Raw genomic sequence first — 20,091 nt, 5'->3', positions numbered from 1 at the left:
ATATGGAGCTATTCGACGTTTATCCCTTATATGATATCACTCCGGTTAAAGGGGAAGGCTGTTTCGTGTTTGATGAAAAAGGCACAAAGTACTTAGATCTATATGGGGGGCATGCGGTGATCTCTATAGGCCATTCTCATCCTCACTATTTGGAAAAGCTGGGAGGTCAATTAAAGAAATTGGGTTTTTACTCTAATTCCATAAAAAATCCCTTACAGGAAGAATTGGCCAAAAAGTTAAAGAAAACTGCAAAAATTACAGATTATAGTCTGTTTTTGTGCAATTCGGGGGCAGAAGCGAACGAAAACGCCTTAAAACTTGCCTCTTTTCATACAGGGAAAAGCAAGGTGATCTATTTTGAAAATGCTTTTCACGGAAGGACTTCGGCCGCGGTTGCAGTAACAGATAATCAAGGGATCAAAGCCCCTTTAAATAAAGCACACAGCGTATGTAAACTTGCTTTCGAAGATATTTCTGGTCTCGAAAATGAATTGAAAAAGGGAGAAACGGCTGCAGTGATTATTGAATTTATTCAGGGAGTGGGAGGTTTGGATGAAGCAAGTACCGAGTTTTATCAGAAAACAGCAGCCTTATGTGAACAATACAATGTAGTTCTAATTGCAGATGAGGTACAAGCCGGATACGGTAGAACAGGTGATTTCTTCGCATATCAAAAACATAAGCTTCGCCCAGGTATCATTTCCATTGCAAAAGGGATGGGAAATGGCTTTCCAATTGGGGGGATCTTGATAGATAGCTCAATTCCTCCAAAACATGGAATGTTGGGAACCACTTTTGGTGGGAATCATTTGGCCTGTGCTGCGGGAATTGCAGTATTGGAGGTGATTGAAAAGGAACACCTTATGGACAATGCAAATAAAATGTTTGATTTTGTGCAGCAAGAGGTGGCAAAAATACCTCAGATAAAAAAGCTGAAAGGAAGAGGATTGATGCTGGGGTTGGAGTTTGATTTCGAAATCGCTACCCTTAGAAAATCCTTGCTTTTTAACCATCACATCTTTACAGGGGCTGCATCCAACAAAAAGTTGCTTCGAATTTTACCAGCATTGAATATCGAGCAGAAGCATTTTGAGATGTTATTTGAAGCGCTAAAAATTGAATTGAAAAATTATTAGTTTGATTGTCTGGTTTAGCCCTAATAATCGCTTTTAACTGGCTAGATTTAGGTTGTTCGTCATGCTGAACTTGTTTCAGCATCCAAGTAAATCCAGGGAGACCCTGAAACGAGTTCAGGGTGACGATGGTGGAGGAAAAGCAGAAATACACATTTAAGATTATCCTAACTCGTTAGCATTTAGGATCACTGGTTTAAGAATAATAAGAATGAAAAATTACATAAATCTATCAGATATAGATGATCTGCCGGCTTTGCTGGAAGACGCACTACACCTTAAAAATCATAATTCCGATCCCGAACTTGGAAAAGGAAAGACCTTGGGAATGCTATTTTTCAACCCTAGCTTGCGAACCCGACTTAGCACAGAAAAAGCAGCAAAATTATTGGGAATGGAAGTCATGGTTATGAATGTAAACAACGATAGTTGGGCTTTGGAATTTGAAGATGGGCAGGTCATGGATTCCAATAAAGCCGAACACATTAAGGAAGGTGCCGCAGTGCTTTCTCAATACTGCGACATCATTGCGGTACGTGCTTTTCCAGAATTAAAGGACAAAGAGCGGGACAATGCGGAATTGGTATTGAATGGTTTTAAAAAATATGCCTCTGTGCCTATTTTAAATATGGAAAGTGCCACTGGCCATCCTTTGCAGGCACTTACAGATGCCCTCACTATAATGGAACTCAAAAAAGCGAAACGTCCCAAGGTGGTTCTAACTTGGGCTCCCCACCCTAGAGCATTACCGCATGCAGTACCCAATTCCTTTGTGCAGATGATGCAAAAAATGGATGTCGAACTATGCATTGCGAATCCTAAAGGCTATGATCTGAACCCAGAGATCACTAAGAATACAACGATTAGTCATGATCAAAAAGAGGCACTGAAAAACGCAGATTTTGTGTATGTGAAAAACTGGAGCAGCTATGAAAATTATGGAAAAGTGCTTAAAACAGATGCCGACTGGACTTTCGACCAAGAAAAATTACGAGGTACCAACAATGCTAAAGTGATGCACTGTTTACCAGTAAGGAGAAATGTAGTAATTGCAGATGACGTGTTGGACAGTGAGAATTCCGTAGTGATCCATCAGGCAAATAACCGAACTTTTGCTGCCCAGGCGGTATTGAAATCAATTTTGAAGGGATAAGAAGGATACAAAATAATTTGGTGCTTGGTTAAAGATTAAAGACCGCTGCGCTGCTAGAAACAAGAATAAAGACTTGAAAATAACTTAGTGATAAGCAATTAGAAATTTACGTAAGTATTTTTATCAGGAGTGCTAACCAATACAGTATTAATACCTTGGCAGCTTCTTATCATTATCAAAATTTGGTTCTTGCAGAATTCTTTAATTTTTCTCGGACAACAAAAAATCAAAATGAAAAAACAAATTTTAAAAATAGTTAAAATAGGAGGGAAGCTCATTGAGAATGAGGAGAGCCTGAGTGCATTTCTGCAAGATTTTTCTCAATTGGACGGTGCTAAAATTTTAGTTCACGGTGGTGGCAAGATCGCAACCGAATTGTCCGATAAATTAGGATACAAAACCAACATGATCGAGGGGAGAAGAATTACAGATGCCAATGCAATGAATGTCATCACCATGGTATATGCAGGCCTCATCAATAAGAAAATTGTCGCCAAATTACAGGGCTTAAAAAGCAATGCTGTGGGACTTTGCGGCGCCGATGGAAAAAGTATCGTTTCCAAGAAACGGGTTGTTAAAGAAATTGATTATGGATTTGTTGGCGATGTGGAAAAAATTAATGCCCCGTTTATTTCTTCACTTTTGGAAAAAGATATTATCCCCGTATTTTCAGCTATTTCATGTAGTACTGAAGGGGAACTTTTTAATACAAATGCCGACTCTGTAGCTGCGGAAATCGCTATTGCTTTTTCTGAAAACTATCAAACTGAATTATTTTTCTGTTTTGAAAAAAATGGTGTTTTAAAAAATCCTTTGGACGATAACTCGGTGATAGAACTATTGGACACCACGACTTATCAGAACTTACTGGATGAGAATATAATAAGTGAAGGCATGCTTCCAAAATTGCACAATTGTTTTTATGCCTTAGAGAATTCAGTTTCTGAAGTTTATTTAGGAGGGGCAAACTTGCTTCAAAATGGGATTAAACATACAAAAATTATAAAATAATGGAAATTTCAAAGCTTCAAAAGAAAACCATAAAGTTATTGCAAGATCTTATAGAGACCCAATCATTTTCTTCTGAAGAGGAAGGAACAGCAGCATTATTGGAAAATTGGCTGCAGGAATTTGAAATTCCATTTCAGCGGAGTGGGAACAATGTTTGGGCCGCGAACAAACATTTCGATCACGAAAAGCCAACCTTGTTGTTGAATTCCCATCACGATACCGTTATACCCAATTCCGCCTATACTCGGAATCCTTTCGCTGCGACTATTGAGGACGGAAAATTATATGGATTGGGCAGCAACGATGCCGGCGGATGTTTGGTATCTTTGTTGGCGACTTTCTCCTATTTTTTTGAAGCACAAGACCTGAATTTTAATTTGCTTTTTGCGGGAACTGCGGAAGAGGAAATAAATGGTGAAAACGGGATTGCAAGCTTGTTGCCCTTAATTCCAAAAATTGATGTCGCTATTGTAGGTGAGCCCACGCTAATGCAGATGGCTGTAGCAGAAAAAGGACTGGTGGTTTTCGATGCCAAAGTAAAAGGAACAGCTTCTCATGCAGCGCACCCTAATAATGATAGTGCCATTTATAAATGTATTTCTGTGTTGGATTGGTGCAAGAATTTTAAATTTGAAAAAGTTTCTGAAGCTCTTGGGGAAGTAAAGCTTACGGTAACGCAAATAAACGCGGGGAGCCAGCATAATGTCGTCCCGGCTTGTGTAGACCTTGTAATAGATGTGCGAGTGAACGATCGATATAGCAATGAAGAGGTTGCTGAAATTTTGCGAAAAAATGCCCCTGTAGATGAAATTATTCCTCGTTCCCTACGGTTGAATTCTTCTTCGATTTCTATGGATCATCCATTGGTTGTTGCCGGGACTGGATTGGGAATGTCCTCCTATGGCTCACCAACCTTGTCCGATCAGGCAATGTTATCTTGTCCTTCTTTAAAACTGGGACCTGGTGATTCTACCAGATCACATTCCGCAGATGAATTTATTTATGTGCAAGAGATTGAGGAAGGGATTGAAATGTATATAAGTCTGCTTCAGCAGGCATTAAAGAAATAAGTATTAGTCATTCTGAAATAAGTTCAATTAGACAGAATTAAACATAAAATTATGAAACTCTGGGATAAAGGCATTTCTATAGATAAGAAGATTGAAAAGTTTACCGTTGGAAACGATCGGGAATTGGATCTTTTTCTTGCTGAATATGATATTATAGCCTCCAAAGCACACGCTAAAATGCTTGGGAAAATAGAAATTTTAACTTCAGATGAGGTCGATTCAATTCTAGTAGAACTCAACAAACTTCAAGCTCAGGTAGCCGAAGGCAGTTTTGTGATCGAGGAGGATTTTGAAGATGTGCATTCCAAAATTGAATTTGAACTCACAAAAACTTTGGGAGATACAGGAAAGAAGATTCATACTGCCCGATCCAGGAACGATCAGGTTTTAGTGGCAATGCAGCTTTATTTCAAAGCGAATTTATTGGAGATCTATTCGAAAACAGAAAATCTCATAGATGTCCTTTTAAATCTTGCTGAAAAGCATCAGAATAAATTGCTTCCGGGTTATACTCATTTACAAGTGGCAATGCCCTCATCTTTCGGGTTATGGTTTTCAGCCTATGCCGAAATAATAATAGATGATCTGTATTTATTGCAAGCAGGATTGAAGATAGTAGACCAAAACCCATTGGGTTCTGCTGCCGGCTATGGTTCTTCATTTCCGATAGACCGGGAATTCACTACTAAGGAGTTGGGTTTCAAAACATTAAAATATAATGTGGTTGCAGCTCAAATGAGCCGAGGAAAATGTGAGCGAACGGTAACTTCCAATATTGCTTCGCTTGCAAATACGCTTTCAAGATTTTCTATGGACATCTGTTTATATATGAGTCAGAATTTCGATTTTATCACCTTTCCAGATGAACTCACCACGGGATCCAGCATTATGCCCCACAAAAAGAATCCGGATGTTTTTGAATTGATAAGGGGGAAATGCAACAAACTTCAGGCTATTGCCAATGAAATGATATTAATTACCAATAATCTTCCTAGTGGGTACCATAGGGATTTTCAGTTAATAAAAGAGAACAGTATTTACGCGGTTGAAAATATCAAGGAAATTTTAGATGTATTTATTCACTCCATTGCGCTCATCAGGGTAAAAGATATAGATATGCAGGACGAGAAGTATAAATACCTCTTTACCGTAGATAGCATTAATGATCTGGTGATCCAGGGAAAGTCGTTTCGGGAAGCTTATAAAGTTATAGGAGGGCAGGTGGAAAATGGGACTTATATTCCTGCGCATATTAAAAACCATACACATCTTGGAAGTAAGGATAATCTTGCGCTGGATAAAATAGCTGAAAAGAAAGATTTATGATAGTTCTAAAACATGGGCGTCCGGATAAAGGTTAAAGACCGCTTCACTGCTACAGACAAGAACATAGACTTGATCTTAATTAGTTGAGAACCAAAATAGGATAAAAGTATTCTCTAAGAGGCAGTTTGCTCCTGTTTTTTTGCCATTATTTGGTTCTCACAGCGGATCCCTCCTAGGTCGGGAAGACATAAAAAAAGGATTGTCATTCTGAAGGAAATGCAGTGGACTGAAGAATCTCAATAAAACAGAATCAATTTAACTAGAGATCCCTCCTAACGTCCTATCGTGTGGACACAATTATTTACTAGTTTAAGGGATTAGCATTAATTTTACTCAAAAAATGAGAAGGGGGTTCACAGGCTTAGGGGATAAACGTTTGGTTTATCGGGGCAACAAGATTTTATCGGACCTGTTCAGCAAGAGCGTCCATTCGATCCGTCAGCTCAGCAGGAACGAATCAGACGCAAAGGCCGTTTACCGTTTTTTGCAGAACGATAGGGTCAGTGAAGAAGATATAGTAGAGAACCTGGTACATAATTGCCAGATGGCTTGTGCGGGCAAATTTGTTGTCTGTATCCAAGATACCACGGAGGTCAACCTAAGCAGCCATGGTAATAGGATCAACAAAGATGGCTTTGTGGGCACGACCAATGCGAAGAATTCCCAGGGACTGGGGTTCTTTGTCCACCCAAGTTTGGTCTTGGATGCCGTGAGCGGCACCCCCTACGGCTATTCTGATATTAAGATCTGGAACAGGTCCTTGGACTTCAAATCAAAGCATGAAAGACAGTACGGCAAGCTGCCCATGGAAGAAAAAGAGTCCTATAAGTGGATAGAGGTGTCCAAAAACACACAGGCCTCACTAAGGGACGTGGTAGCGGGAATGGTGATCGTACAAGATAGGGAAGGGGATATCTACGAACAGTTTGCAAGCATACCAGATGCACGAACAGATCTATTGATAAGGGCCCGTGCGGATAGGGCCTTGGCGGATGGGTCAAAATTGTTCAGCTGCCTGGCGGACCAGCCCTGTCAAGGATCCTATGAGGTACAGGTGGATGCCTGTGCAAAGACCAGAAGGAAAAAAAGGACCGCAAAAATTGAAATCAGATATAAAGAGGTAGAACTGAAAAGGACCAGGGCGGCCAGCAAGGCAGTGGCGCCCAGCATAAAACTATATCTGGTGGAGGCCAAAGAGGCTAACCGGGCCGGGCCGGACAGGGTGTGCTGGAGGTTATTGACAAGCCTGCCCATAGAGACCCTGGAAATGGCAGAAATGTGCGTGGAATGGTATAAGTGGAGGTGGACGATAGAAGAGGTGTTCAAGATATTGAAAAAAGAGGGCTACAATATCGAGGCGTCAGAGCTGGAGCATGGGTCATCGGTAAGAAAACTGAGCTTGTTGATAATGGAGGTCATCATCCAACTGTTCTTGATGCGGCTGGCGTATGCAGTACCAGAAGGAGAGATGAGCGCCGATAGCTGTTTCACGGAAGAAGAGCAAGCGTTTTTAGAGCACCAGATAATAAGACTGGAAGGTAGGACAGGGAAACAAAAAAACCCGTACAAGGAAAAAGGGCTAAAAAGATATGTTTGGGCGATAGCTAGACTTGGCGGATGGAAAGGCTATGAAAGCAAAAGGCATCCCGGCATAACGACCCTATGGATAGGACTGAAATATTTTAAGGCGGCCATGGAAGGGTGGACGATTCATAAAGATGTGTCCACACGATAGCTAACGTCGGGATGACAAAGTATTCAAAATACGTCAATTGTAACTGGTTTCAGGGTCTCAATTTTTTGTGTTGTTTTCCTTGGTAATGAGATTCTGAAACTCCCGTATTCTATGGTTAAAAAAAGAATGACGTCCTTTATCAGTTTATGATAGTTTACCGTCAATCAATCAAAATTGAAAAACCTCCAGAGATTAACCAAATCCAAGGAGGTTTTTGCTATTCAAACTAAAACAAATTATTAAATAATGGTCATCTGGCCTAAATTTAGATTTTCGTTATTGATATGATAATTGTCTACCTCGCTAATAAGCCCATCTAAAAAATCTCCTACTTTTTCGGTGGGGTAGTGGTATTCATTATTGATATCCTGCGTACAAATATTGAGATTAATACTAATTTCAACTGCTTTCCTAATGGCTTTAGCTTCTTCGGTCAAGTGAAAATGATCCAATAACATAGCTGCCGAAAGAATGGCTGCCAATGGATTTGCAATTCCCCTACCGGCTGCTTCAGGATAAGACCCATGAATAGGTTCAAATAAGGCATTTTTCTTCCCAACTGATGCAGATGCCAATAATCCAATACTTCCTGAAATCACACTTGCTTCGTCAGATAAAATATCACCGAATAAGTTTTCGGTAAGGATTACATCGAATTGTTTGGGATTTAAGATCATTTGCATGGCTGCATTGTCTACAAATAGAAAATCGAGTTGAATATCCGGGTACTCTTTAGCAATGGCGGTTACTGTTTTTCTCCAAAGCCTGGAAGTTTCCAACACATTGGCTTTATCTACTAAGGTTAGTTTTTTACGGCGTTTTTGAGCAGCTTTAAATGCCAGATGAGCAATTCTTTCTATTTCCATAACCGCGTAGGTGCAAACATCTGTGGCACTGGTACCTTCTTCATTTAAGCTCTTCTCACCAAAATAAATTCCGCCGGTTAACTCACGGTAAATTACCATATCCACTCCTTCAATTCGTTCGGGGCGCAAAGGGGACATCTCCATCAATTTTGAGTAGGTGCTTACAGGGCGGATATTTGCAAATAATCCCAGTTCCTTTCTCAACCTAAGTAAGCCTTGCTCCGGCCTTATTTTGGCGCTTGGATCGTTATCATATTTGGGATGCCCAATTGCTCCAAATAATATAGCATCAGATTCCTTGCATAAATCTAAAGTGGCCTCTGGTAACGGGTTGTTAAATTGATCTATGGCTGTTGCTCCAACCGAAGCTTCCTCAAAGTGAAAGTCATGATCAAAACGATCTGCTATGGATTTTAAAATTTTAACTGCCTGATGGGTAATTTCAGGCCCAATTCCATCTCCGGGCAATACTGCTATTTTTAGTTTCATCTTAGTTGGATTTTTTAGGGTAATACTTTTTTATTTTCTCTGTTAACCATATTCTATGGTCTCGCTAAGATTTTTAGAATTGGAATGTTTTTTCTTCAAACTTTTGAATGGCTTCTTTTCTGCTCACTAGAAAGTCAATATCATCAAAGCCATTTATTAGGCAATTTTTCTTATATGAATCTATTTCAAATTTCTCGGATTCTGCAGTGCTTGTTATTTTTATGAGCTGATTCTCCAGATCTACTTGAATTTCTTCTGAAGGGTTTAAATAAATCGCTTTGAACAATTTTTTGAGAAAATAGGGACTTACTTGCAGGGGGAGCAATCCATTGTTCAAAGAATTTCCTTTAAAAATATCTGCAAAATAGCTGGAAACGATCACCTTAAAACCATAAGCTTTTAAAGCCCATGCAGCGTGTTCCCTACTGGATCCACATCCGAAATTATTTCCTGCAACCAAGATGGAGCCCTTATATTTTTTGTTGTTTAAATTAAATTGAGGATTAGGATTTCCGGCTTTGTCAAATCTCCAATCTTGAAATAAATTTGCTCCAAATCCTTCCTTATCTGTAGCCTTTAAAAACCTGGCAGGGATTATCTGATCGGTATCTATATTTTCAATCTCTAATGGAACGGCAGTGTCTGTAAGACTTATAAATTTTTCCATTTAGTTTAAATTTTGAGTGAAATTGGTGATTTTCCCTGCAATTGCCGTAGCAGCAGCCGTAAGAGGGCTGGCTAATAGCGTTCTGGAACCTTGGCCTTGCCTGCCTTCAAAATTCCGGTTACTTGTGGAAACACAATATTCCCCAGCAGGAATCTTATCGTCGTTCATCGCAAGGCAAGCAGAGCATCCCGGTTGGCGCAAGGAGAAACCGGCTTCTTCAAAAATTCGTTGTAAGCCTTCCGCCTTTATCTGTTCGGCTACTTGCCTTGAACCGGGAACTATAAGTGCATTTACGTTGGTTGCTTTTTGCTTTCCTTTAATATAGTTTGCTGCAGTGCGAAAATCTTCAATTCTGGAATTGGTGCAACTACCAATAAAGATATAATTAATAGGTTTGTCAATTAAGGTTTCTCCTTCTTTAAAACCCATATATTCCAGTGCTTTTTCATCACTTTTCCCTGTATTTAGAGGGATTGGATCACTTAGTTTAATCCCCATTCCGGGATTTGTGCCATAGGTGATCATAGGTTCTATATCTAGGGCATCTAGAAAATATTCTTGGTCAAATTTTGCTCCTTCATCGGTTTTTAAAGTTCTCCAGTAGACTTTCATCATTTCAAAATCTACCCCTTTAGGAGCAAATTCCCGACCTTCTAGGTAGTTGAAAGTAGTTTCATCTGGAGCTATCAGCCCTCCGCGGGCTCCCATTTCAATGCTCATATTACACACTGTCATCCTGCCTTCCATAGACATTTCCTCAAATAGATTTCCTGCATACTCACAGAAATATCCTGTCCCCGAATTAGTTCCCAATTTGCTGATAATATATAAAATGACGTCTTTGGGAAGCACTCCTTCGCGTAATTTTCCATTCACGTTTACCCTGAGTTTCTTTGGTTTATCCACTAATAGGCATTGGCTCGCAAAAACTTGTGAAACTTGACTGGTTCCAATACCAAAGGCAATGGTCCCAAATGCTCCATGAGTAGAGGTATGGCTATCTCCACAAACAAGGGTCATCCCGGGCTGTGTAATCCCCAATTCTGGTGCCATTACATGTACTATCCCGTTATAAGGATGACCTAAGCCGTAAAGTGTGATATTATTATCTTCGCAGTTTTCAGTAAGTTGTTTGAGTTGTTTTCTAGACAGCAGATCCTTTATTGGTAAATGCTGATTTTCAGTGGGGGTATTATGATCGGCTGTGGCAACAATTTGCTTAGGCCTCAAAATAGAGATACCCCTTTCTTTTAATTCGTTAAATGCCTGAGGACTGGTGACCTCATGGATAAGATGTTTGTCTATATATAAAATATCCGGGCCTGCGGATATGGATTCTACCACGTGCGCATCCCAGATTTTATCAAAAAGTGTTTTTTTCATTAGGCAATAGCTCTGTTTCTTTTTCTGGATAAATCCATAATGACATGAATGTCATTATCGACGACTTCTTTCCTTTGGTCGGCAAAATTTAAAAACTCATTGTAGACGGTGTCCAATTGAAGTTTGGTTAATTCGTAACCCATTTTCTTTGCCCTATATGCCAAAGCGGCCCTTCCGCTTCTCGCAGTAAGTATGATTGCCGATTCTGTGACCCCTACGTCTGCAGGATCTATAATTTCGTAGGTTTCCTTATTCTTTATCATCCCATCCTGGTGAATTCCGGAGCTGTGGGCAAAGGCATTTGCTCCTATAATTGCCTTGTTTGGTTGTACTATCATTCCCATTTCCTGAGAAACCATTCTACTGGTACCATAAAGTAATTTTGAATTGATATTGGTAGTTAGATTCAAGCCCGGATGTTGTTTTAAGATCATGACGACTTCCTCCAAGGCTGTGTTTCCTGCGCGTTCGCCAATTCCGTTAATGGTACACTCAATCTGTCTGGCACCGTTAACTACGCCTGCAATAGCATTTGCAGTAGCCATCCCCAAGTCGTTATGGCAGTGGCAGGAAAGTCTTACCTTATGGATTCCAGTTACATTTTCTTTTAAATATTTCATTTTTTGACCATACTCTTCCGGAAGGCAGTAACCGGTAGTATCCGGAATATTCAAAACTGTAGCTCCGGCTTTAACAGCAGCGGTGCATACTTTTGCAAGAAATTCATTATCTGTTCTCCCGGCATCTTCGGCATAGAATTCCACATCTTCTACAAAAGTTTTGGCATAAGAAACAGCCATGATGGCTCTTTCAATAATCTTCTCTCGTGTGGAATTGAACTTATGTTTTATATGAGAATCTGAAGTCCCTATTCCTGTATGGATTCTCGGGTATCTGGCATATTTTAAAGCTTCGGCAGCAACTTCGATATCATTTTTTACAGCACGTGTAAGTCCACAAACGGCAGCATTTCTAACCAGTTTGGATATTTCGGTAACCGATTTAAAATCCCCCGGACTGGAAACCGGAAAACCTGCTTCAATCACATCCACTCCCATTTCATCCAGTCGTGCGGCAATCTTTAATTTTTGAGCTGTATTTAATTTACAGCCAGGTACTTGTTCCCCATCTCGTAATGTTGTGTCAAAAATTTCTACCTTTTCTGTGCTCATAACAGATTTATTTTACTTTATCTTTAACTAAAGTAGCAGGTTCATCTTCACAGGATAGATTAAAACACCGAGTAATTACGATAATTGATTTAGAATAGTGAAGTTAATATTGCTGATAATCAACATGTTGCAAACATAATCGTTACAATGACCAACGACCTAACAGATAATCTTTTTACCCTTATAAAATCCCTTTCCTCTTCCGAAAAAAGACAATTTTCTTTATATGTGGGTAGAATAGGTGTGAATACAGACAGTAAATTCCTTAATTTATTTAAGGTAATGGCAAAGCAATCTCAATATAACGAGAAGTTGATCCTTGAGCATACCAACATTAGTAAACAACAATTATCGAATGTTAAAGCCCACCTGTATAAACAAATCCTTGTAAGTCTTCGATTGAATCCCGCTCATCAAAGTATCCCTATACAAATTAGGGAGCAACTGGATTTTGCCCTGATTTTATATAGAAAGGGCTTATATAATCAGAGTTTAAAATTGCTTGATAAAGTAAAGTCGATTGCTCTTTATAATGAAGAAAAAAATGTAGCCTACGAAATCCTGGAATGGGAAAAAATAATTGAATCCCAATATATTACCCGTAGTATTCAGAACCGAGCGGAGAGTTTAATAAAACAAACCAAGCAACTTAGTAGGTTAAATGTCTTGGCAAGCAGGTTGTCCAATCTTTCGCTACAATTATATGGTATCTTATTAAAAATGGGCTATGCACGTACTGAAGAGGAAACCACTGCTATCAGGGAGAATTTTCAGAAAAACATGCCGAAATATAATTTTAAGGAAATGGGTTTTAGGGAAAAACTCTTGCTCTACAAAGCGTTTTTGTGGTACAGTTTTTTAACCCAGAATTTTTTATCCAGCTACCGTTATTCGTTAAAATGGATAGACTTGTTCAATGAAAATCCACACATGGTATCCTTACACCCGGTCTCCTATTTAAAAGGGAACCATTATTTATTGGAATCGTTGTTCTTTCTAAACCATGTGGAAATATTTGAGAAAGTTCTTTTGGACCTGGAGGTTACGGTTAAAGATTCCAAAATTCCGGATGATGACAATAATGCCGCTCTTTCCTTTTTATATATCTATTCAAATAAATTGAATTTAAGGTTTATGAAAGGGGATTTTTGGGGGGGAGAATTATTGGTAGAAAAAATTCAGAAGAGAATACATAAATATGAGGATAGGTTGGATGGGCATCATATCATGGTGTTTTATTATAAAATAGCCAGCTTGTATTTTGGGAATGGGGAAAATAAAAAATGTATTGAATTTTTAAAAAAAATCATTAATAATACATCTTTGAAAATGCGGGAAGATTTAATGTGTTTTTCAAGAATCCTTAACCTTGTAGCCCATTATGAAGCTGGACTGGACTATCATTTGGAAAGATTGATTCGTTCTACGTATAAATTTTTAATTCGCATGAACGATATGCATGAAGTACAGAAAGAGATGATTAAATTTTTAAGAAAATTACCAGATGTTTCTCCATTAAATATTAAAGAGGAATTTAGGAAACTTCATACTACTTTAAAACAATATGAAAACCATCCATATGAAAGAAGGGCTTTTTTATATTTGGATATTCTATCGTGGCTGGAAAGTAAAATTGAAAACAGGCCCGTTGCAGAAGTCATTAAAGAAAAAATTGCAATGCGACCCCGTTAAAATTGAAGAAAGTTCCCCTAAAATCTGCATTTTTACCAATTATTTTAAAATTTGGCTAAAAACTTACAATTCCCTAAGATTCTGGAACTAAACCTTGCAGTGCTTTTTATTAGCACGTCAGGGGTTTTGGGAAGGTATATTACTTTAAACCCATTTGTAACTATATTTTATAGAACCCTCCTGGCAGTAATTCTATTTTATATTTTTTGCAGATGGAAAAAATTGGACCTAAGAATTTCGACGGGCAGAGATCTATTAAAAATTGCGTTGAGCGGGTTATTAATGACAGGACATTGGGTAGCTTACTTTTTCGCCCTACGATATTCGAATGTGGCTATAGGGATCCTTTCACTTTTTACCTATCCCGTAGTTACTGCATTTTTGGAACCATTGCTTTTAAAAACAAAATTCAGTAAAAGTCATTTGGCCTTAGGACTCTTAGTCTTATGTGGAATTTATTTTTTGGTGCCAGAAATCAGCTTTCAAAATAACTATACCGTTGCTGTATTGCTAGGAATTTTATCTGGAATTTTCTATGCGCTAAGAAATATCTTAATGAAACAGGAAATTGAAAAATATCATGGTTCAGTATTAATGATGTATCAAATAGCAGTAGTAACTGTTGTGCTTTCACCAGTTTTATTTTTCAGTAATTTTGATGACGTAGTATTGCAATGGGCTCCATTATTGACCCTTGCCATTGTAACAACCTGTATAGGCCACACCTTGTTCCTGATAAGTCTACGGAATTTTTCTGCAACAGCAGCAAGTATCATGAGCAGTGCGCAACCCCTCTATGCTATAATTTTGGGGATCATATTCCTTGCTGAATATCCCTCGCTAAAAACAATAATAGGAGGGACGCTAATAATTGGTGCAGTTATTATTGAAAGTATGAGGTCCCTTCGCAAAAAAGCAGCCGTGGAAGGGATCGATTAATTGTATTGCGGTTAATTAAGTCGCCCTTTAAAAGTATCACCTTGTCTTATATCTCCAGAGTTGTAACCCCTCATAAACCAGTCCATTCGTTGCTTGGATGTTCCATGCGTAAAAGCATCTGGTACAACCCTTCCTTGGGTTTTTTTCTGGATAGCATCATCGCCCACAGCGCTCGCGGCACTTAAAGCTTCTTGAATATCACCTTCCTCTAAATATTCTTTATTATGATACGCCCACAGGCCTGCGTAAAAATCGGCTTGCAATTCCAATGCGACCGATAGCTCATTCGCTGCCGCCTGACTTTTACCTTGTTGCAATTGCCTTACTTTCCCGGAAGTTCCCAAAATGGTTTGTACGTGATGCCCAACTTCATGAGCAATTACATAGGCAATAGCGAAGTCACCTCCCTGAGCACCAAAACGGGTTCTCAATTCTTCGAAGAAAGAAAGATCCATATATACTTTCTGATCTGCAGGACAATAAAAAGGTCCCGATGCCGCAGAAGCCCCACCACAAGCTGTTTGAACCGCATTTGTAAACAACACCAACCCAGGCTCTTGGTAATTCATGTTATTTTCAGAAAATATCTTATTCCAAGTGTCCTCTGTATAAACGAGGATACTTTCGGTAAACTCCCCTAATTCAATTTCTTCCGCAGTTAATTCCCTAGCTCCAGAAGAAGACATAGGGGCTTGAGTTTCCAATTGCTGAAGTGTTTCAGAAATATCACCACCAGAAAAGAGTTGAATAGCTAGAAAAATAATCCCTATAATTCCCCCACCTATAGCTACTTTTCCCCCTGTGGATTTTCCTCGACGATCCTCAAAATTGCCACTTTTTCTATTGCCTTTCCATTTCATGGATTTTTTTTGTTTAAAAATACCATTTATAAAGTTAAGCTATTTATAAAATTTCAACCGCAGCCCAAATTGGATCATTGGGAGTGGGTGCTATTAAATTTAATTCCAAATCTTTTACGGGATGTTTAAATGATAATTTACGGGCATGCAGGGAAATACTTGCGTCCTTATTGCTCCTGTCAAAACCATATTTAAGGTCACCCTTAATTGGGCAACCAATCGCAGATAATTGACTTCTTATTTGATGGTGCCTTCCTGTATGTAAGTCTATTTCCAAAAGAAGATAGTTATCTAATTTCTGAATGATTTTATAATCCAAGATTGCTTTTTTGCTCTCTGGCACTTCTTTTATATGAGCGTAAGATTTATTCTGTTTTGGATTTCTCTTTAAATAATGGGTAAGGGAACCTTCTTCCTTTGGAGGCCTGTTTTTTACAAGAGCCCAATAGGTTTTCTTTGCATCCCTATCCTTAAAAAACTGATTTAACCTAGGCAAAGCTTTAGACGTTCTGGCAAAGACCACAATCCCGCTGGTTGGCCTATCCAAGCGATGGACTACTCCCAAATATACATTTCCAGGCTTGTTGTATTTATCCTTTATATATTCTTTTACAACTTCACTAAGTGGCGTATCGCCTGTTTTATCACCTTGAACAATATCTCCCGGTCTTTTATTAACAACAATTAAATGATTGTCCTCATATAAAACCTGAAGGTTCTGCTTGTTGGAAATAATCTTTTCTGAATTCAAAATAGGATAATTAGGGTTTACTACTGATTGTTTTCCGGATTGAGTATAAAATTTTTTATGTATATCCGTTTTTTGTCATAATAGTTATCTCGTCACCCTGAATTTATTTCAGGGTCTTAATTTATTGTATGGATTTACGGCGTTATGAGATTCCGACACTCCCGAAGCTTCGGGACAGAATGACGTCCTTTATTAGTTTATGATACTTTATGGACAATCAAAATAATTTTTCCGATTTAGGTGACTGCTTAAATAGATTTATGAATCCCCATAAATAAATTCAGCCTAAAATAGGTTTTAATATTGCTCCTCGTCTGTTGGGAAACTTTTGCTTTTTACATCGTTTTTATAACTTTCAAAGGCTTTGGTCATTTCTCCATGCATATCTGCATAACGCCTTAAAAACCTAGGATTGAATTGATGATTCATTCCCAACATATCATGGGTTACCAATACTTGGCCATCTACCCCATTTCCCGCACCAATTCCAATAATTGGAATGCTCACACTTTCTGCCACTTCTTTAGCAAGTTTGGCGGGTACTTTTTCCAGCACCATCGCAAAACAGCCTAATTTTTCCAACAATAATGCATCCTCTTTTAACTTTTCGGCTTCTTGTTCTTCTTTTGCACGTACCGTATAGGTTCCAAATTTATATATAGATTGTGGGGTAAGTCCTAAATGTCCCATTACAGGGATTCCCGCATTTAAAATCCGTTTTATGGATTCTTTGATTTCTTTTCCACCTTCCATCTTTACAGCATGTCCCCCACTTTCCTTCATAATTCTAATGGCAGATCTAAGTGCCTCTTTGGGATCACTCTGGTAACTTCCAAACGGAAGGTCTACCACTACCAAAGAACGCTCGATTCCCCTCACCACACTGGCGGCATGATAGATCATCTGATCCAAGGTAATAGGAAGTGTGGTCTCGTGACCCGCCATTACATTACTGGCAGAATCGCCCACCAAAATCACATCTATCCCCGCACCATCCACAATTTGAGCCATGGTATAGTCGTATGCGGTGAGCATTGCGATCTTTTCCCCATTGGCTTTCATTTCAACCAACGACTTGGTGGTAATCCTTTTATACTGTTTCTTGGCAACTGACATTAGTTCATTTTTTTAGATGGGTAAAAGTAGTAAATTAGTGTACCACATTCAAAACTTAGAATCATGAGGCGCTATTTAAGCATATTGCTATTTTTCATTGGATCCATAGGCTATGGACAGCAGACAATTGATGAAGTTGCTGCCAAGACACTTATAGAGGATTTTTTTACAGCTTTTCATAAACAAGATACTACAGCACTTAGGTCCATGGTGCATCCAGAGATCCAGATGCAGTCCATAAGTGTGAAAAAAGATGCCGAGCCTAAATTGATAATAGAAGAGTTTGGAAGCTTTTTGAAAGCTATTTCTGCAATTCCCAAAACCACAAAATTTGAAGAGAAAATCCACTCCTTTAAAATTCAAGTAGATGGTCCAATGGCAAATGTGTCTACCCCTTATTCATTTTTCGTGAATGGGGAATTAAGTCATTGTGGCGTAAATACTTTTCAGCTATTTAAAGAAAAAGGCTTTTGGAAGATCGTCTATCTAATAGATACTCGAACCAAAGAAGGATGTATTCCTGAATAAAAAAGGGCCAAATCTATACCATGCTAGGGATAAGAAATAATAGGACGGTTGCATTGTTCATGGCATGCATCGCAATTGGCCACACCATGTGTTTGTTTTCGATCTTAACTTTCCCAAAGTAAAACCCGGCTATAATCCTGGGCACGATCATTAACAACAATAAAAAATCTATTTGAAACCCATCTACATAATTGGAGATATGCACCAATCCAAAAATAACCGCGGTGATGATCCAAACACTTATATAATTCCTGTTTAAAAAACTACATGCTTTATATTGAAACGATTTAGGGATTAATTCTTTCAGAAAAAAGTAGATCAACGTGATGAAGAGCAGTAGAAAGCCAAATTTTAATGCCCAATGTACATCTACTGGTATAAAAATGGCAACACCCACGAGGATCCAGCTGCAAAGGAAAAATATGAATTCGCTTGTAGAGGGTTTAATTAGCGTGCGGAACATCCCTTCCTCCAAAACCGGAGCTATAACCACTGCCATCAATGCAAATTTCCATGGGTTTTCAGACAATAAGGAATTGAGTTCGGATTGCTGATATTTTAGAAAATTTAGATTTGGAAATAAAACTTGAAGAATTCCTAATAATGCAAAAAACACAAAATAGGAAACCAGCATCCAGCCATAATTCCGAAATAGGTTTTTAATTTTAAATAGTGTGATATGGTTTGGTTTAAACAATATAGTAGGAGCTAATAGAATTTAATGTTAGGTTAATTTGCCAGGAGTTGCTTTTAAAATCAGCAATCACTCATATTCACTTTTACTGCCAGACCCCCTTCTGAAGTTTCCTTGTATTTGGAATTCATGTCCTTTGCAGTATCCCACATAGTTTCTATTACCTTGTCCAATGGCACCTTTGCTTTTGATGCATCACTATCCATCGCAATTTCTGCAGCATTTATGGCTTTTATTGCGCCCATTGCATTGCGTTCTATGCAAGGAATTTGTACCAATCCGCCAATTGGATCGCAGGTAAGACCAAGGTGGTGCTCCATTGCAATTTCACTTGCCATTAGAACTTGGGCTGGCGTTCCGCCCATAAGTTCTGTAAGAGCTCCGGCCGCCATGGCCGATGAAACCCCAATTTCTGCTTGGCAGCCACCCATAGCAGCAGAGATGGTGGCTCCTTTTTTAAATAAACTTCCTATTTCCCCAGCAACCAACATAAATCGTTTTACTTCTTCAAAAGTAGCTTGGTGATTCTCTATGACCATATAATACATGAGCACGGCAGGAACAGTTCCGGCACTTCCGTTGGTTGGAGCGGTGACCACTCTTCCCAATGACGCATTTACCTCGTTCACGCTTAAAGCAAAACAGCTTACCCATTTTAGGATCTGTCTAAATTTAACTTCCGTATGTCTAATGGTTTCCAGCCATTCTTGTGGGGAATTGTAGGAGGCTTCTCCAAGTAATTTTTTGTTCATATCGAAGGCGCGACGGTGCACATTGAGTCCGCCGGGTAAGGTGCCTTCTGTATGACAACCAATATACATAGACTCTAGCATAACATCCCAAATCTCTTTTAATCCGTTTTGGATTTCTTCAGGAGAGCGTAAGGATTTTTCATTTTCCATCACGATTTCTGAAATGCTTTTGTTCTCTGCATTGCAATAAATCAAAAGTTCTGTTGCCTTTTCTATTGGAAACGGAAATTCCTGAAAGCTTTGCATTTTTTTCGAGGCATTCTTGCGCTCCTCTTTTACAACAAACCCGCCACCGATAGAATAGTAGGAGGAGGAGGTTTTTTTGCCATTTCTTAAGGTAGCTCTAAAAGTAATTCCGTTAGGATGGAATGGGAGAAAATTTCTATTGAATTTTATTTGGGTTTCCGGATCAAAATGGATGGCATTCTCTCCATTTAAAATGATGGATTTAGTGGTTTTAATATTGAAAATTTCAGGATCTATTTGATCTATTTCCATTCTTACAGGATCGAATCCCGCTAGGCCCAACATAACGGCAAGATCTGTGGCATGTCCTTTCCCGGTAAGGGAAAGCGAACCATAAAGATCTATATGGACGGCTTCTACTTCTTCAAAACATTTTTTGTCCTTGAGTTCTTGGATCCATCTTTGCGCTGCTCGCCAGGGACCTAAAGTGTGAGAACTGGACGGCCCAACTCCAACCTTCAACATATCAAAAACACTAATACATTCTATTTTTCGCATTCTAATCCAA

Annotated in this window: 18 protein-coding genes; 9 read left to right on the top strand and 9 right to left on the bottom strand. The window is 38.8% G+C overall.

All coding sequences use genetic code 11. From position 1 onward, the window contains the following. The first annotated feature begins 2 nt into the window (after positions 1-2). From JM83_RS00920 to JM83_RS00895, 6 genes are all read left to right on the top strand, one after another. Positions 3-1,136 carry an aspartate aminotransferase family protein gene (locus JM83_RS00920; protein ID WP_144958506.1) on the top strand — a complete coding sequence of 378 codons (1,134 nt, stop codon included), beginning with the start codon at positions 3-5 and terminating at the stop codon, positions 1,134-1,136. A gap of 208 nt (positions 1,137-1,344) precedes the next feature. Continuing rightward, positions 1,345-2,286: an N-acetylornithine carbamoyltransferase gene (locus JM83_RS00915; protein WP_144958504.1), complete on the top strand. Its 942-nt coding sequence runs from the start codon at positions 1,345-1,347 to the stop codon at positions 2,284-2,286. 231 nt (positions 2,287-2,517) lie between these two features. Next, a complete protein-coding gene (gene argB / locus JM83_RS00910) occupies positions 2,518-3,297 on the top strand; it encodes an acetylglutamate kinase (protein WP_144958502.1) in 780 nt (259 codons plus the stop codon). Further along, positions 3,297-4,367 (top strand): M20 family metallo-hydrolase, encoded by a 1,071-nt coding sequence (locus tag JM83_RS00905; RefSeq protein ID WP_144958500.1) that lies wholly within the window; start codon positions 3,297-3,299, stop codon positions 4,365-4,367. The genes argB and JM83_RS00905 overlap by 1 nt, the downstream gene beginning before the upstream one ends. Before the next feature lie 51 nt (positions 4,368-4,418). Then, positions 4,419-5,693: an argininosuccinate lyase gene (gene argH, locus JM83_RS00900; RefSeq protein ID WP_144958498.1), complete on the top strand. Its 1,275-nt coding sequence runs from the start codon at positions 4,419-4,421 to the stop codon at positions 5,691-5,693. 340 nt (positions 5,694-6,033) lie between these two features. After that, positions 6,034-7,428: an IS4 family transposase gene (locus JM83_RS00895; protein ID WP_144958496.1), complete on the top strand. Its 1,395-nt coding sequence runs from the start codon at positions 6,034-6,036 to the stop codon at positions 7,426-7,428. 239 nt (positions 7,429-7,667) lie between these two features. Here JM83_RS00895 and leuB read toward each other — a convergent pair whose 3' ends face one another. The 4 genes from leuB to JM83_RS00875 all read right to left on the bottom strand — a co-directional run bounded on the left by leuB (position 7,668) and on the right by JM83_RS00875 (position 12,005). Continuing rightward, a complete protein-coding gene (gene leuB / locus JM83_RS00890; protein WP_144958494.1) occupies positions 7,668-8,783 on the bottom strand; it encodes a 3-isopropylmalate dehydrogenase in 1,116 nt (371 codons plus the stop codon). A 73-nt stretch (positions 8,784-8,856) separates the two neighbouring features. Next, entirely contained in the window at positions 8,857-9,450 is a 594-nt protein-coding gene (gene leuD / locus JM83_RS00885) for a 3-isopropylmalate dehydratase small subunit (protein WP_144958492.1), read from the bottom strand. Then, positions 9,451-10,833: a 3-isopropylmalate dehydratase large subunit gene (leuC, locus tag JM83_RS00880; RefSeq protein ID WP_144958490.1), complete on the bottom strand. Its 1,383-nt coding sequence runs from the start codon at positions 10,831-10,833 to the stop codon at positions 9,451-9,453. Next, on the bottom strand, positions 10,833-12,005 hold the full coding sequence (locus tag JM83_RS00875; RefSeq protein WP_144958488.1) for a 2-isopropylmalate synthase: 1,173 nt from the start codon (positions 12,003-12,005) through the stop codon (positions 10,833-10,835). Before JM83_RS00875 ends, leuC begins: the two co-directional genes overlap by 1 nt. Positions 12,006-12,152: 147 nt before the next feature. On the opposite strand from JM83_RS00875, the gene JM83_RS00870 reads away from it, so the two are divergent. Both JM83_RS00870 and JM83_RS00865 read left to right on the top strand, forming a co-directional pair. Further along, the gene (locus tag JM83_RS00870; protein WP_144958486.1) at positions 12,153-13,697 is read left to right on the top strand and encodes a hypothetical protein; all 1,545 of its coding nucleotides are present in this window, start codon (positions 12,153-12,155) and stop codon (positions 13,695-13,697) included. Between the two features lie 51 nt (positions 13,698-13,748). Beyond that, positions 13,749-14,636 (top strand): DMT family transporter, encoded by an 888-nt coding sequence (locus JM83_RS00865; protein ID WP_144958484.1) that lies wholly within the window; start codon positions 13,749-13,751, stop codon positions 14,634-14,636. 11 nt (positions 14,637-14,647) lie between these two features. Here JM83_RS00865 and JM83_RS00860 read toward each other — a convergent pair whose 3' ends face one another. The 3 genes from JM83_RS00860 to panB all read right to left on the bottom strand — a co-directional run bounded on the left by JM83_RS00860 (position 14,648) and on the right by panB (position 17,363). Next, positions 14,648-15,496, bottom strand: coding sequence for a neutral zinc metallopeptidase (locus tag JM83_RS00860; RefSeq protein WP_144958482.1), 849 nt, complete (start codon positions 15,494-15,496; stop codon positions 14,648-14,650). Positions 15,497-15,539: 43 nt separating this feature from the next. Further along, positions 15,540-16,247 (bottom strand): RluA family pseudouridine synthase, encoded by a 708-nt coding sequence (locus JM83_RS00855; RefSeq protein WP_144958480.1) that lies wholly within the window; start codon positions 16,245-16,247, stop codon positions 15,540-15,542. A 297-nt stretch (positions 16,248-16,544) separates the two neighbouring features. Continuing rightward, complete coding sequence (gene panB / locus JM83_RS00850) at positions 16,545-17,363, bottom strand: 3-methyl-2-oxobutanoate hydroxymethyltransferase (protein ID WP_144958478.1); 819 nt, start codon at positions 17,361-17,363, stop codon at positions 16,545-16,547. A 63-nt stretch (positions 17,364-17,426) separates the two neighbouring features. Between panB and JM83_RS00845 the strand changes: the two genes are divergently transcribed. Continuing rightward, positions 17,427-17,891: a nuclear transport factor 2 family protein gene (locus JM83_RS00845; protein WP_144958476.1), complete on the top strand. Its 465-nt coding sequence runs from the start codon at positions 17,427-17,429 to the stop codon at positions 17,889-17,891. A gap of 13 nt (positions 17,892-17,904) precedes the next feature. On the opposite strand, the gene JM83_RS00840 is transcribed toward JM83_RS00845, so the two are convergent. Beyond that, positions 17,905-18,525, bottom strand: a complete 621-nt coding sequence (locus JM83_RS00840) for a type II CAAX prenyl endopeptidase Rce1 family protein (RefSeq protein WP_144958474.1) — start codon at positions 18,523-18,525, stop codon at positions 17,905-17,907. 122 nt (positions 18,526-18,647) lie between these two features. Further along, positions 18,648-20,081 carry an L-serine ammonia-lyase gene (locus tag JM83_RS00835; RefSeq protein WP_144958472.1) on the bottom strand — a complete coding sequence of 478 codons (1,434 nt, stop codon included), beginning with the start codon at positions 20,079-20,081 and terminating at the stop codon, positions 18,648-18,650. Positions 20,082-20,091 lie beyond the last annotated feature (10 nt).

The organism is Gillisia sp. Hel_I_86, from assembly GCF_007827275.1.
In the GTDB taxonomy this organism is placed as follows: Bacteria; Bacteroidota; Bacteroidia; order Flavobacteriales; family Flavobacteriaceae; genus Gillisia.
The sequence above is the reverse complement of the archived record's forward strand: the minus strand, read 5'-3'. Positions and strand labels throughout refer to the sequence as shown.

What these genes read in the sequence shown, in the direction of transcription:
- JM83_RS00920 (WP_144958506.1), top strand. Translation starts at nt 3, where the DNA reads ATGGAGCTATTCGACGTTTATCCCTTATATGATATCACTCCGGTTAAA.
- JM83_RS00915 (WP_144958504.1), top strand. Translation starts at nt 1,345, where the DNA reads ATGAAAAATTACATAAATCTATCAGATATAGATGATCTGCCGGCTTTG.
- argB (WP_144958502.1), top strand. Translation starts at nt 2,518, where the DNA reads ATGAAAAAACAAATTTTAAAAATAGTTAAAATAGGAGGGAAGCTCATT.
- JM83_RS00905 (WP_144958500.1), top strand. Translation starts at nt 3,297, where the DNA reads ATGGAAATTTCAAAGCTTCAAAAGAAAACCATAAAGTTATTGCAAGAT.
- argH (WP_144958498.1), top strand. Translation starts at nt 4,419, where the DNA reads ATGAAACTCTGGGATAAAGGCATTTCTATAGATAAGAAGATTGAAAAG.
- JM83_RS00895 (WP_144958496.1), top strand. Translation starts at nt 6,034, where the DNA reads ATGAGAAGGGGGTTCACAGGCTTAGGGGATAAACGTTTGGTTTATCGG.
- leuB (WP_144958494.1), bottom strand. Translation starts at nt 8,783, where the DNA reads ATGAAACTAAAAATAGCAGTATTGCCCGGAGATGGAATTGGGCCTGAA.
- leuD (WP_144958492.1), bottom strand. Translation starts at nt 9,450, where the DNA reads ATGGAAAAATTTATAAGTCTTACAGACACTGCCGTTCCATTAGAGATT.
- leuC (WP_144958490.1), bottom strand. Translation starts at nt 10,833, where the DNA reads ATGAAAAAAACACTTTTTGATAAAATCTGGGATGCGCACGTGGTAGAA.
- JM83_RS00875 (WP_144958488.1), bottom strand. Translation starts at nt 12,005, where the DNA reads ATGAGCACAGAAAAGGTAGAAATTTTTGACACAACATTACGAGATGGG.
- JM83_RS00870 (WP_144958486.1), top strand. Translation starts at nt 12,153, where the DNA reads ATGACCAACGACCTAACAGATAATCTTTTTACCCTTATAAAATCCCTT.
- JM83_RS00860 (WP_144958482.1), bottom strand. Translation starts at nt 15,496, where the DNA reads ATGAAATGGAAAGGCAATAGAAAAAGTGGCAATTTTGAGGATCGTCGA.
- panB (WP_144958478.1), bottom strand. Translation starts at nt 17,363, where the DNA reads ATGTCAGTTGCCAAGAAACAGTATAAAAGGATTACCACCAAGTCGTTG.
- JM83_RS00845 (WP_144958476.1), top strand. Translation starts at nt 17,427, where the DNA reads ATGAGGCGCTATTTAAGCATATTGCTATTTTTCATTGGATCCATAGGC.
- JM83_RS00840 (WP_144958474.1), bottom strand. Translation starts at nt 18,525, where the DNA reads ATGCTGGTTTCCTATTTTGTGTTTTTTGCATTATTAGGAATTCTTCAA.
- JM83_RS00835 (WP_144958472.1), bottom strand. Translation starts at nt 20,081, where the DNA reads ATGCGAAAAATAGAATGTATTAGTGTTTTTGATATGTTGAAGGTTGGA.